We start from the raw sequence: 12,788 nt of genomic DNA, 5'->3' as shown, positions 1-12,788 counted from the left end.
GACGCGAGCTCGTCAGCGCCCGCTGGAGGCCTGCCCGGCGACGATCGTCTCGAGCACGGCCGTCTCCTGCAGGCGGTGCGCGGCCTCGCGGGCGGCGGTGTCGACCATGAGGCCGTCGGCTCCGAGCGGCACGTCGGCGAAGGGGTCGCTTCCGAGCAGCACGAGGTCCGCGGGGCCGCCGACCTGCAGGGACGTGATGCCGTCGGTCGATGCGGCGAAAGCCTCGCGGGGCTGCAGCTGCTGCTCGGGGTGCCAGCCGGGACGGTCGTCGGCGCTGCGGTGCACCGCAGCCGCCATGGCCAGCCACGGGTCCAGCGGGGCGACGGGGGCATCGGAGCCGAGGGCCAGCGGAACCCCGGCGGTGAGCAGATCCCGCAGCCGGAACGCCTGCGCACCGTGCCCGGGCCACACGCTCTCGGTGGCATCGCGGTCATCCAGCAGATGGGCGGGCTGCACCGACGCGGTCACGCCGAGCTCCGCCATGCGGGCCACGTCGGCGTCGGTGAGCATCTGGGCATGCTCGATGCGCGAGGGGATCCCCACCTGGGCGATCGCGTCCAGGGCCAGCTGGGCGGCGGCATCGCCGATCGCGTGCACCGCGGCGGTGAGGCCCTGGGACTTCGCCTGCTCCAGCGCGGCGGTCAGCTCGTCCGTGCCGAAGCTCAGCACCCCGCGGCCCGCATAGCCGTGCCCGTCGGAGTAGGCCTCCCGCGTGTACGCGGAATGGGAGCCCAGGGCCCCGTCGACGATCACCTTCAACGGGCCCATGGTCACGAGCCCCGTCGAATCCAGGACGGTGCCCGTCGGCCCGGGGGCGTGCGCGAGCTCCGCGGGATAGACGGCCGTGCGGATCCGCATCCGCGGCGACCGGTCCGGCCAGGTCTCCCAAGGGCGGCCCCACTCCATGTCCACCAGGCCCACGACGCCGCGCTGCAGGGCCTGGCGCTGCATCATCGCCGCGCCGGTCGTGAACGACTCGGCGACGCCCGGCAGCTCCAGCAGCCGCGGGGCGAGGGCGAACCAGTCCTCCTCCGCGAGGATGCCGTCGCGCGGGGGAAGGCCCAGCAGCGCCAGGGCCGACGAGTTCAGCCAGGCGTGGTGGGCGTCGCCGCCGATCAGCACCGTCGGCGCCGGGCCGGTGACCTCGTCGAGCGCGGGGACCGTGGGCCGGATCGCGAGATCCACCAGACGGTGCCCGAAGCCGATCAGGGCCCGGTCGCCCGGCGTGCCGGTGTCCCGACGCAGCGCGAGCTCGGCCCGCACCAGCTCGAGGATCACGCCCACGCTCTCGGCGCCGCCGGTGTCGAGCCGGGCATGGGCCTGGGCGAGCTGCCCGGTGTGCACGTGCTGGTCCCAGAGCCCGGGGATCGCGATCGCGCCCCCGGCGTCGAGGATCTCCTCGCCGGTCGCAGGGGAGAGGCGCGGGGCGATCTCGCTGATCGCGCCGTCGTGGAGGCGGAGGTCCACTGGTCGGGCCGGCGTCCGTCCGCTCACGGCGTCGAGGGGCCGCACCTGTCTGATCAGCACCGATCCAGCGTAGCCCGCGCAGCCCTGGTCCGCCCCGCCCTGCCTCGCCCGGACCCGCACGCCCGTGACTGCTGTCATGGGTGGAGGGTGACCTGAGGGGCTGGGACGTGCGGGCCGTGCGCGGAAGGCTGATGGCCATGAGCACCTCGACCGCCACCGGCACCTCCGCACCCAGGACCCCGACCCTCGATCCGCACGCCGCGATCAGCCTGCGCGGCGTGACGAAGTCCTATGGGCAGATCCGCGCCCTGGCCGGTCTCGACCTCGAGATCGGCTCCGGCGAGATCGTGGCCCTGCTGGGCCCCAACGGCGCCGGCAAATCCACCGCCATGGAGATGATGGTGGGCCTGGCCACCGCGGACACCGGACAGGTGCAGATCCTCGGCACCGACCCCGTCACCGCCACCCGCACCGGGCTGATCGGCACCATGCTCCAGAGCGGGGCGCTGCTCCCGGACCAGAGCGTGCGCTCGATGCTGCGGATGCTGCACTCCCTCCAGGCCCACCCGATGCCGCTGCCGCAGGTCGCGGCGCAGGCCGACATCACCGACCTCCTGACCCGGCGCATCGGCGCCCTCTCCGGCGGGCAGGCCCAGCGGGTGCGCTTCGCGATCGCCCTGCTCGGCGATCCGCAGGTGCTGCTGCTGGACGAGCCGACGGTCGGCATGGACATCGGTGCCCGCCGCGCCTTCTGGAACCAGATGCGCGACGTCGCCGCGACCGGCCGCACCATCGTCTTCGCCACCCACCACCTCGATGAGGCCGAGCGCGAGGCGCGCCGCGTGATCGTCATGGACCGCGGCCGCGTGGTCGCCGACGGCACCGGGCCCGAGATCAGCGCCGTCGTGGGCGGGCGCGTGATCACGCTGCGCGGGGCCGACGCCGTCGCCGTCGCGGCCCTGCCCGGAGTGGAGAGCGCCGGGGCCGACGAGACCGACCCCGAGCGCGTGCGCGCCCTGTGCTCGGATTCCGATGCCGCGCTCGCCGCCCTGTTCACCGGGGGCCTCGCGGGCGAGGTCCACGAGGTGCTGGTCTCCGCCCCCGGCCTCGAGGAGGCCTTCCTGCGCATCACCGACCACTCTGACCACACAGGATCTACAGCCCCGGACGGAGCAGATCGATGAGCCGCGCAGCAGTTCCCGCCACCCCTGGACCCACCGCCGCACTCCGGAGCGCCGCCATGACCGCACCCGCAGAATCCACCGTCCTCAGCTCCGGCACGGGAGCCGCCGTGACCGCGGCACCTGCCGCTCGTGCGGACGCCGCCCCGTCGGCCGCCCGACGCACCCTGCACTACGCCCTGCACACCACCCGCATGACGGTCACCAACGTCATGTTCATGGTGTTCACGATCCTCATGCCGGTGGGCATGTACCTGCTGTTCTCGATGATGTTCGGCAACGAGGCCGGCGGAGAGGCCGGCGGACTGATCATGGTGAACATGGCCGCCTACGGCGGGCTCGGCGCCGCAGTCACCGCCGGCACCCAGATCCAGGAGGATCAGCGCAACGGGTTCCTGCGCCAGCTGATCGTGGCGGGCCTGTCGCCGCGCTCGTTCCTGGCCGGTTCCGTGATGGCCGCGAGCGCCGTGATCGTCCCGGCGCTGCTCGCCGTGGGGATCGCGGGCCTGCTCACCGGGGTCGAGGCGAGCATGGGGGCGTTCCTCCTGACCCTCGTGGTGCTGTGGCTCGGGCTGCTGCCCACGATCCTCATCGGCCTCGTGCTCGGCATGGTGCTCAAGGGCGGCGCCGCGATGGCCGGCGGTGTGGTGACGATGATGGCGATGGCGATCTTCGGCGGGCTGTGGATGCCGCTGGAGATGTTCCCAGGCTGGATGCAGTCCGTGGGCCACGCGCTCCCCACCTACTGGATCTCGAGCCTGGGCGAATGGTCGCTGTACGGCGGTGAGCTGCCCGTGATGGGTCTGCTGGTGATCGGGGCCTGGAGCGTGGCGCTCGGGCTGCTGTGCGCCGTGAGCATGTCCCGCGCCGTGGGCCTGAGCCGGCGCTGAGACCCGGCACTGAGACAATGCGTCCCATGGGAGAACTCAGAGCCGCCGACCTCACAACGCCAGGTCTCGGGGCCCGGCTGCGCGACGGCGACGGGTCCCTCAAGACCGACACCCGACCGCTCACCCCGCGCGGCCTGTACCGGGCGGCGGTGGAATCCGGTGGCCTCGCCTTCTCCGTCGCCCCGATCCTGTTCGTCTCGATCCCGATCATCTACGCGTGGATCGAAGCACCCGGGTGGAGGGCCGTCGTCGCCACCGGGATCCTGCTGGTCTATGCGCTGGCCTTCGTCGCCTGCTGCGGGATCGCGCTGTACTCGCTGCCGGTGCGGCTGGCCTGGTTCGCGCTGTGCACCCTCCTGCTGCTGTCGATGTTCCCCCTGATCGGTGCGAACGTGCTGTTCATGGTGATGTTCCAGGCCATGACCCATGTTCTGCTGCTGCCGTGGAAGTGGGCAGTTCCCACGATGGTCGCGATGAGCCTGGCCGTGGTGGTGCTCTCGGTGATCACCTTCCAGTTCGTGGCCACCGCGCTCGCCGTGATGGGCATGGTGATGTCCTGGGGCATCGGCTACGGGATCCGCCAGGAGAAGCTCCAGAACCAACTCGAGGCCGCCCAGGAGCGCAACGCCGTGCTCGCCGTCGCGGCCGAGCGCGAACGCATCGGCCGCGACCTCCACGACCTTCTCGGCCATTCCCTGACCTCGCTGACCATCTCCGCGCAGCTCGCGCGCCGGCTCCTGGACTCCGACCCGGACGCGGCCCGTGAGCAGCTCGTGCACATCGAGAGCACCGTGCGCCAGGCGCTGTCGGACGTGCGCGCCACCGCCAGCGGCATGCAGCACGTGCGCGCGGCCACCGAGATCGCGTCGGCTCGCACCGTGCTCGCGACCGTCGGCATCCGGGCCCAGGTGCCCACCGCCCTGCCGCCGCTGCCGGATGACCGCGCCGAGCTGTTCGGCTTCGTGATCCGCGAGGGCGTCACCAATATCGTGCGTCACTCCCGCGCCGAGCACGCCACGATCGCCGTGGACGAGAGCTCCGTGCGCCTCACCGACGACGGCGTGGGCATTCCCGAGGACGCCCCCTGCTCGGGTCTGCGCGGGCTGCAGGCGCGGGTGGCCGTGGCCGGTGGGCACCTCGAGGTCATCTCAGCGAGCGGCGGGACGACGCTGCACGTGCGGATGGAGGACTCGCGCGGCGACCGGTTCAGGGCCGACGAGATCGCGGCGACGGGGGAGCAGCGATGATCCGTCTTGTGGTGGCCGATGACCAGTCGATCCTGCGCTCGGGCCTGGTGGCCCTGCTGCGCCTGGAATCCGATCTCGAGGTGGTGGGGGAGGCGGCCGACGGGGCAAGCACCCTCGACGCCGTCGCCGAGCACACCCCGGACCTGCTGCTGCTGGACGTGCAGATGCCGGCCGGGACCCGGGCCGACGGGACCCCCGGCCCGGCCGACGGCATCGAGGTCGCCGAGGCTCTGCAGGCGGCAGGTGGGCCCGGGGCCCGGCCGCGGATCATCGTGCTGACCACCTTCGGGCGCGCCGGCTACCTGCGCCGCACGATGGAGGCCGGGGCCCACGGCTTCATGGTCAAGGACACTCCCGTCGAGCGGCTGGTCGACGCGATCCGCAGGGTGGACCAGGGACTGCGGGTGGTGGACCCCGAGCTCGCCGCGCAGTCGCTGTCCGTCGGCTCCAGCCCGCTCACCGCGAAGGAGACCGAGGTGCTGCAGAGCGCGGCCGCCGGCGGCACCACCGCGCAGATCGCCGCCACCCTGTTCCTGTCCGAGGGCACGGTGCGCAACCACATCTCCTCCGCGATCGGCAAGATCGGGGTCACCAACCGGGTCGACGCGGTGCGGGCGGCCTCGGACAACGGGTGGATCTGACCCCGGCCCGACCACGGAGGACAACCCCCGTGACCCGGCCTCGGCGCAGCACGTAGCCTGCGGGGGTGCAGACGATCGAATCCTTGCTGGGCCTGCTGATCCATGTCAGCGTCCCGGTCTTCGCGATCGCATCGATGCTCTCCATGGGCCTGCGCACCCCGTTGCGCGCCTTCCGCAACCAGCTGCGGGACCGCCGCACGGTGCTCGCCGTGCTCGGGGCGAACTTCGTGGTGGTCCCGGCCGTGGGCACCCTGGTCATCTGGCTCCTCGAGGGGCTGCTCCCGCACCAGACCGGTGCCGGGTTCATCATCGCGCTGTGCGCGGCCGGGGCGCCGTTCGTGCTGCAGCTGGGCGCGATGGCCCGCATCCCCTACGGCGAGACGGCCGGGCCGATGGCGGTGCTGCTGCTGGGCTCGATCGTGTTCATGCCGATCGTGGTGCCCTTCCTGCTGCAGGACATCCAGGTCGACGGCTGGGCCGTGGCCCGCCTGCTGCTGGGCACGATGCTGTCCCCGATGATCGCGGGGATCGTCATCGCCTGGGTGTTCCCCCGTCGCGCCGACCGGTTCGCGCGCATCGCCGGCGCCGTCGCGGCGATCTCCGCGGTGCTCATGTTCCTCTCCGGTTTCGGCTCGAACTCCGGGATCGTGCTGCAGCTGCTCCTCTCGCCGGTGATGCTCGTCGCGGTGGGCCTGGTGGCCCTCGCCTTCGTGGCCGGTCGCCTCTCCGGGGACCTCGCCGGCGACACCCTCACCGTGGTCGACGGCCCCGCGATCCTCACCAGCCAGCGCAACATCGCGGCCGCCCTGCTGGTGGCCCGCACCGGCAGCGGTGACGGCTCGATCGTGGTGGCGATCCTGCTGCTCAGCGCCGTCGGCTTCGTGATGCTCGTGCCCTACGCCCTGGCCACCGGTGTGGTGCGCCGGCGCCGCGCCGGCGAGAAGGGCTCGCTCGGGGTGCTGCTGGGCGTCGTCGGCCCGAAGACCGACTGACCCGCGACGGGGACCCGCGACAGGGACCCGCGACGGGAATTCTGCTGTGCGTGGATCGACTCACCCAGCCGTTCCACGTGCCTGGAATCGCGCCTACGCTGTCCCGGTGTCGTCCCTGCTGCGCATCGTCCGCTTCACCCGGTCCCTCGCTCCTCTCTACACCGCAGTCATCGTCTGCTCGGTGCTCACCGCCGTCGCCGGATTGACGGTCCCCTTCCTCATCGGCCACGCCACCGACACCGTCGCGGGCGCCGTGGGCGGGCAGACCGCCACGGGTACTGCTGTGCGCACCGTGCTGCTGATCGCCGCGGCCGTGCTGCTGGCGGAGCTGCTCAACACCGTGATCTCGAACGTCGGCGGCTGGTTCGGCGACGTCATGAGCAACCGGATGCGCACGATCCTCTCGGTGCGCTACTACGACAAGCTGCTGCACCTGCCCCAGCGCTGGTTCGACGGCGAGATCACCGGCACCATCGTCGCGCGGCTGAACAGGTCGATCACCGAGATCACCAACTTCACGAAGATGATGTCGAACTCCTTCGCGTCGATGCTCATCACCACCGTCGCGGTGCTCGCGATCAGCGCCTGGTACGCCTGGCCGCTCACCGTGCTGCTGCTCATCGTGTTCCCGGTCTACGTGTGGCTGACCTCGCTGACCTCCGTGAAGTGGCAGCGCCTGGAGGGCGAGAAGAACGAGCAGGTCGACATCGCCTCGGGACGCTTCGCCGAGGTCGTCGGCCAGATCCGCGTGGTGAAGTCCTTCGTGCGCGAGCGCGGCGAGCTCGAGGACTTCTCGCGCCGCTTCCGCTCCACCGACGCCACCACCCGGGCGCAGTCCTCGCACTGGCACCGGATGGACGTGATCCGTCGGGCGTTCCTGAACCTCATCTTCTTCGGCATCTACGCGATCATCTTCGTGCGCACCGTGCAGGGCCAGTTCACGCTCGGCGAGATGGTGCTGCTGGTCCAGCTGATGACCATGGCCAAGGCTCCGGTGGAGTCGATGAGCTGGGTGATCGACGCCGCCCAGCGCGCGATCGCCGGCTCCAAGGACTACTTCCGCGTGATGGAGACCCCCGTCGATCCGCGCACCGCCGCCGTGATGGCCGCCCGTCCCGTCGATGCGGCCGACGCCGGCCACGCGAGCGGCACGGTCTCGGCCGATGAGTCGCGGCCGACGGGGACGACGAGCTCGTTCGGCGAGCAGGGCGAGGCAACTGCTTCGGCTGCGTCCGGGACCGCGGTCGCGCTCGCCGAGCGCCCGTGGATCGAGCCCGTCCCGGACGCTCCCGTGGTCGCCTTCCGCAGCGTGGACTTCGCCTATGAGGACGGCGACGACGTGCTGCACGGGATCGACTTCCAAGTGGACCGTGGCGAGAAGATCGCCCTGGTGGGGGAGTCCGGTGGCGGCAAGTCGACCATCGTGAACCTGCTGCTGGGCCTCTACGAGCCGCGCAACGGCAGCGTCGAGGTGGCGGGTCATCCCAGCTCGGACCTGCCGCTGGACCAGCTGCGCTCCCGCATCGGCGTCGTCTTCCAGGACGCCTCGCTGTTCTCCGGCACGATCCGCGAGAACATCGCCTACGGCCGCCCCGAGGCGAGCGACGAGGAGGTCGTCGAGGCCGCCCGGCGTGCCAACGCCGATGCCTTCATCCTCCGCTTCCCCGAGGGCTACGAGCAGGTCATCGGAGAGCGCGGGCTGAAACTCTCCGGCGGCCAGCGCCAGCGCATCGCGGTGGCCCGCGCGATCCTCAAGGACGCCCCGGTGCTCGTGCTCGACGAGGCCACCTCGGCGCTGGACACCAAGGCCGAGATCCAGGTACAGAAGGGCCTGGATCAGCTGATGGCCGGGCGCACCTCGCTGATCATCGCCCACCGCCTCTCCACCATCGCCGAGGTGGACCGCATCGTCACCCTGCGCGACGGCCACATCGACGAGATCGGCTCGCCCGCCGAGCTCGCGACCTCGGGCGGCATCTACGCGCAGCTGCTCGCGCTGCAGAGCTCCGGGGACAGCCGCCGGCTGGCGAAGTTCGACATCACCGGCTGAGCGTCAGCCGAGGTCCCGGCGCAGCGGGACGAGGACGGCGACCACGGCGGCGAGCGCGGCGTAGCCCAGCAGGATCAGGGCCCCCAGCACGGGGGTGCCCAGGGCTGCGGCGCTGCCGGTCTGCTGCTCGATCGCGTCGGTGAGGACGGTGAACCGGGTCAGCGAGGCCGTGGCACCGCCGGGCAGGATCGGGTACAGACGGTTGATCCCGGGGATCAGCATCAGCACGTACTCCAGGAAGTAGAAGTACCCCAGCACGATGCCGACGGCGAGCAGCTGGTGGCGGGCGAGAGCCCCGATCCCGACTCCCAGCACCATGTAGACCGCGGAGGCCAGCGTGAGCTGCACGAGCATCGTGACCAGCTGGCCGGCGGGGAGGCCGAGCTCCTCGCCGTGGATCGCCGTGCCGAGGAGCAGGGCGAGACCGGAGGCGAGGGAGCTGACCAGGCCGTAGCCGAGTCCCAGGAGCGCGAAGAGCCCGAGCTTGGCGCGCAGCACGGCGCCGCGCCGGGGTACGGCCAGGAAGGTGGCACCGATGGTCCGGTGGCGGTACTCGCTCGTGATCGCCGTCGTGCCGATCAGAGCGGGGACGAACAGCAGCAGCCCGCCGATCCCGAGCATGATGCCGGCACCCTCGGCCGTGTCCAGACCGGGCATCGGGGGTGTCGCGTTCTCGGGGCCGATCAGGGCCAGGAGACCGGTCAGTCCGCCTCCGCACAGCATCGCGGCGAACAGCGTCCACAGGGGGAGGCGGGTGGAGCGCAGACGGGTCAGCTCACCGGAGAAGGCCGTCATGCCGCCACCCCCGCGCGCGTCGCCTGCAGGAAGGCGGATTCGAGGGAATCAGCCGTGGCGAGAAGGTCGCCCAGCGGGCCCGAACGGGCGACCCTGCCTCGGTCGATGAGCACCACATCGTCGATCGCCCGCTGCACCTCGCCCAGGGCGTGGCTGGAGAGCAGCACCGTGCCGCCGCGCTCGGCGTAGGTCCGCACGAAGGTGCGCAGCCAGGCGATCCCTGCCGGATCGAGGCCGTTGGTGGGCTCGTCCAGGATCAGCATCTCCGGCTCGCCGAGCAGCGCGGTCGCGAGGGCGAGGCGCTGCCTCATCCCGGTGGAGAACGTCCCGATCCGGCGATCGGCGTACTCCTGCGCCCCGGCCTCGTGCAGGACCTCGTCGATACGGGTGGCAGGGATCCCTCCCAGTGCGGCGTAGGTGCGCAGATGGCCGCGGGCGGTCATGCCCGGATGCGCGGAGGACAGGTCCAGCACGGCACCGATGGTGCGGCTCGGCTGCACGAGATCGCGATAGGCCCGACCGTTCACGAGAGCGCTCCCGCTGTCTGAGCGCATCAGCCCAAGCAGGATCCGCAGGGTCGTCGACTTCCCCGCCCCGTTGGGCCCGAGGAAGCCGGTGACCCGCCCGCGCCGTACGCCGAAGGTCACGTCGTCCACGGCGTGCACGGGACCGAAGCTCCTGTTCAGCCCTGTCACCTCGAACGGCAGAGCCGTCATGGCCGTCATGACCGTGCTCCGGCGTGGAGGCTGTCGGCGATCGCCGCGGCATCGCGAGTGCTGAGCAACATCTCGTCGAAACCGGTCGCCGTGCGGTCCACCACGAGCCGCAGGAGGGGGAGCCCTCGCTTCATGGACACCAGGCGGCGGGTGCCCGAGGGGTGCCGGAAGGTGCCCACCGTGCGATATCCCGAGATGACGAGTCCGGAGCGGAGGCCCAGGACCTCCGAGCTCCACCCCGGTTCGACTTGGACGCCTCGCAGGGCCGTGAGGGGGACCGTGACGGTGCCGCGCCGGGTCATCAGCGACTCCCATCCTGGGAACTCGAGGCGGATCTGGTGAGGTTCGATGCTGATGTGCGTCATGTCGGGCTCCGTCGCTCGTAGGATGATCTCGTAGTGCGAACATTATCAGCATGAGAACGGTAGGGGAAGTGCAGATGCCTGATCCCGGCGACCTCGGACGCTCGACGATCTCCGAGACGATCACCCACCCCGTCCGGCTGCGGATCATCCAGCAGCTCGGCGGGCGCAGCCTCACCACCACGCAGCTGAAGGCGGCGCTGCCCGAGGTCAAGCAGGCGACGCTCTATCGGCACATCAGCGCCCTGCTGGATGCCGGGCTGCTGGCCGTGGTCGAGGAGCGCAAGGTGCGCGGGGCGGTCGAACGCACCCTCGCGCTCGGGGAGCGGATGGCGCACGTCGACCACGACGGCCTGCGCGCGATGAGCGACGCCCAGCTGCGGGAGTCGTTCGTGGTCTTCCTCGGGGAGCTCGCCGCGGACTTCGACCGCCTGCTCGAGCGGGGCGCGCCGGACCTGCGGGACCTGCTCGGCTTCGGGCGCGGACCGCTCTATGCCGACGCTGAGGATCTGGCCCATATCCAGCAGGGGCTCGCCGAGCTCCTCGCTCCGTACCAGGAGGAGAGCGGCACCGGGAAGCCACGGCTCACGCTCGCGACGGTGCTGCTGCCGGAGGTCGGCGCGTGAGCAGCTTCGACGGAGTGGCCGGCGCCTATCGCCGATCCTTTGCGACCCTCTGCGCGGGCACCGTGCCGACCCTGCTGGAGGTGACCGCGCCCGGAGAGCTCCATCTCGATGTGGGCTGCGGGACCGGCGACCTCGCACTCGCCGCCGCGAGGGAGGGCCGACGGGTCCTCGCCGTGGATCCGGACGCGGACATGGTGGCCGCGACGCGCGAGGCCGCGACCCTTGAGGTCGCGGCGTCGGCCGGGAGCGCGCTCAGCGTCGAAGAGGCCGGCGCGCCGCTGCTCCCGCTGCCCGACCGCTCCGCCGGTGCGGTCACCGCGAACTTCGTCGTCAACCACGTCCCCGATCCGCGCGCCACGGTGCGCGACCTCGCGCGGGTCGCGGCGCCGTCGGCCCCGATCGCGATGACGATCTGGCCCGCCGCTCCCGGACCGCATCTGGCGGCCTTCGGAGAGGCGAGCCGAGCCGCCGGCGCCGTCCCCGTGCCCAGCACGCACCTCGCGCCGGAGCTCGACTTCCCGCGCTCGGCCGACGGGCTCGCCAGCATCGCGCAGGAGGCGGGCCTGGAGGTCGTGCGCGCCAAGGAGCTGCACTGGACCTGGCGCATCGCCGCCGACGACCTGATGGCCGGGATCGCGGGCGGCGTCGGGGGCGCGGGCCGGCTCCACCAGGCGCAGACGGGCGCGGTGCGTGCGGAGATCGAGGAGCGGGTGCGGAAGCTGTGGGCTCCGTTCGAGACGGCCGACGGCATGCTCTCTTTCCCGGTCACCGCCGTGCTGGTGGTTGCATCCCATCCCTGAGCAGCCGCGGCAGGATCCGCACCAGCAGCACCATCCCGAGCAGCTCGACGAGGGTCTGGGTGACCACCGCCGCCGGGACCAGGGGAGACGGCATCGCCAGGGCCAGCGGCAGCACCACGAGGGAGTTGCGGGTCGCGCCGGAGAACGTCACGGCGCGGGCCGCGGGGGCGTCCAGTCGTGCCAGGCGGCTCACGAGGATCCCGGCACCCGTGGCCAGCACCAGGAAGCCAGCGTAGATCGGCACGAGCGAGAGCAGCGCCGTTCCCGCTCCGAGCACGCGCGGCGTCTGCGAGGCGACCACGGAGACCAGCACGACCACCATCAGCGGCACCATCGCCGGCGAGAGATCCCAGCGCGGGGCGACACGCTGGATCAGGGCGGCCATGAGCAGGGGGAGCAGCACCAGCAGCACCAGGGCGCGCACGAACGGGCCCGCCTCGATCAGGCCCGCGGCGGCGCCACCGCTGAGCAGCGGCACCAGCACGGGCAGAGCCACCAGCTGCGCGAGCATCAGCAGCGGGGTCGCCGCGAGCAGCCGGTCCTTCGCCCCGCCCGCGAGCGCCGTGAACACCACGACGTAGTCGATGCACGGGGCCAGCAGCACCAGCAGGGCGCCGACGAGCAGCTCCGGGGAGCCCGCGAGCGGCAGCGTGATCAGCGCGACGATCAACGGCGCCACCAGGAAGTTCACCGCGAGCAGGGTCAGCAGGAACCGTCCGTCCAGCAGCCCGGCACCGAGGTCGCGCAGCGGCACCCCGAGGAAGGTGACCAGCAGCAGAGCGGCGATCGCGGGCTCCACGGCGACCTCGAGCGCAGGGGTGGCCCCGGGCAGCAGGGCGCCCAGCGCGAGACCACCGACGAGGGCGCTCAGAGAGATCGCGACCTGATGGCGCTCGAGCAGCTCGGGGAGGCTCTCGCGTGCTCGAGGGCCCGGATGCGTCCGGGGGTCCTCACCACGCGTCGGCTCCATGCTCAGCGACAGTAGTGCGCGGATCCAGCGAGCGTTCGGGTGCTGCGCGAT

The 12,788-nt window shown here is 71.9% G+C and carries 13 protein-coding genes; 8 read left to right on the top strand and 5 right to left on the bottom strand.

Annotated elements, in window-relative coordinates:
* Positions 1-12 precede the first annotated feature (12 nt).
* Positions 13-1,605 (bottom strand): amidohydrolase, encoded by a 1,593-nt coding sequence (locus ACT3T5_RS02070; RefSeq protein WP_444593453.1) that lies wholly within the window; start codon positions 1,603-1,605, stop codon positions 13-15.
* A 59-nt stretch (positions 1,606-1,664) separates the two neighbouring features.
* On the opposite strand from ACT3T5_RS02070, the gene ACT3T5_RS02065 reads away from it, so the two are divergent.
* The 6 genes from ACT3T5_RS02065 (at position 1,665) to ACT3T5_RS02040 (ending at position 8,468) form a co-directional block, all read left to right on the top strand.
* A complete protein-coding gene (locus ACT3T5_RS02065) occupies positions 1,665-2,651 on the top strand; it encodes an ABC transporter ATP-binding protein (RefSeq protein ID WP_444593452.1) in 987 nt (328 codons plus the stop codon).
* Between the two features lie 56 nt (positions 2,652-2,707).
* Entirely contained in the window at positions 2,708-3,538 is an 831-nt protein-coding gene (locus ACT3T5_RS02060) for an ABC transporter permease (protein ID WP_444593451.1), read from the top strand.
* 26 nt (positions 3,539-3,564) lie between these two features.
* Complete coding sequence (locus ACT3T5_RS02055; RefSeq protein WP_444593450.1) at positions 3,565-4,785, top strand: sensor histidine kinase; 1,221 nt, start codon at positions 3,565-3,567, stop codon at positions 4,783-4,785.
* Positions 4,782-5,426 (top strand): response regulator, encoded by a 645-nt coding sequence (locus ACT3T5_RS02050; RefSeq protein WP_444593449.1) that lies wholly within the window; start codon positions 4,782-4,784, stop codon positions 5,424-5,426. Before ACT3T5_RS02055 ends, ACT3T5_RS02050 begins: the two co-directional genes overlap by 4 nt.
* A gap of 65 nt (positions 5,427-5,491) precedes the next feature.
* On the top strand, positions 5,492-6,418 hold the full coding sequence (locus tag ACT3T5_RS02045) for a bile acid:sodium symporter family protein (RefSeq protein WP_444593448.1): 927 nt from the start codon (positions 5,492-5,494) through the stop codon (positions 6,416-6,418).
* Between the two features lie 106 nt (positions 6,419-6,524).
* Positions 6,525-8,468 carry an ABC transporter ATP-binding protein gene (locus tag ACT3T5_RS02040; protein ID WP_444593447.1) on the top strand — a complete coding sequence of 648 codons (1,944 nt, stop codon included), beginning with the start codon at positions 6,525-6,527 and terminating at the stop codon, positions 8,466-8,468.
* Positions 8,469-8,471: 3 nt separating this feature from the next.
* Here ACT3T5_RS02040 and ACT3T5_RS02035 read toward each other — a convergent pair whose 3' ends face one another.
* The 3 genes from ACT3T5_RS02035 to ACT3T5_RS02025 are packed head-to-tail and all read right to left on the bottom strand — an operon-like array spanning position 8,472 to position 10,344.
* Complete coding sequence (locus ACT3T5_RS02035; protein WP_444593446.1) at positions 8,472-9,263, bottom strand: ABC transporter permease; 792 nt, start codon at positions 9,261-9,263, stop codon at positions 8,472-8,474.
* Positions 9,260-9,988, bottom strand: coding sequence for an ABC transporter ATP-binding protein (locus tag ACT3T5_RS02030; RefSeq protein ID WP_444593445.1), 729 nt, complete (start codon positions 9,986-9,988; stop codon positions 9,260-9,262). Before ACT3T5_RS02030 ends, ACT3T5_RS02035 begins: the two co-directional genes overlap by 4 nt.
* Positions 9,985-10,344, bottom strand: coding sequence for a hypothetical protein (locus tag ACT3T5_RS02025; protein WP_193116392.1), 360 nt, complete (start codon positions 10,342-10,344; stop codon positions 9,985-9,987). The genes ACT3T5_RS02030 and ACT3T5_RS02025 overlap by 4 nt, the downstream gene beginning before the upstream one ends.
* A 74-nt stretch (positions 10,345-10,418) precedes the next feature.
* Here ACT3T5_RS02025 and ACT3T5_RS02020 point away from each other — a divergent pair, with 74 nt between their 5' ends.
* Together ACT3T5_RS02020 and ACT3T5_RS02015 are read left to right on the top strand one after the other, a co-directional pair.
* On the top strand, positions 10,419-10,967 hold the full coding sequence (locus tag ACT3T5_RS02020) for a helix-turn-helix domain-containing protein (protein ID WP_193116391.1): 549 nt from the start codon (positions 10,419-10,421) through the stop codon (positions 10,965-10,967).
* On the top strand, positions 10,964-11,767 hold the full coding sequence (locus tag ACT3T5_RS02015) for a class I SAM-dependent methyltransferase (protein WP_444593444.1): 804 nt from the start codon (positions 10,964-10,966) through the stop codon (positions 11,765-11,767). The genes ACT3T5_RS02020 and ACT3T5_RS02015 overlap by 4 nt, the downstream gene beginning before the upstream one ends.
* Here ACT3T5_RS02015 and ACT3T5_RS02010 read toward each other — a convergent pair.
* Positions 11,733-12,737, bottom strand: coding sequence for an arsenic resistance protein (locus ACT3T5_RS02010; RefSeq protein WP_444593443.1), 1,005 nt, complete (start codon positions 12,735-12,737; stop codon positions 11,733-11,735). The two genes, ACT3T5_RS02015 and ACT3T5_RS02010, sit on opposite strands and share 35 nt — an antisense overlap.
* Positions 12,738-12,788 lie beyond the last annotated feature (51 nt).

This window comes from Brachybacterium sp. AOP3-A1-3 (genome assembly GCF_052378285.1).
Lineage (GTDB): Bacteria > Actinomycetota > Actinomycetes > Actinomycetales > Dermabacteraceae > Brachybacterium.
The sequence above is the reverse complement of the archived record's forward strand: the minus strand, read 5'-3'. Positions and strand labels throughout refer to the sequence as shown.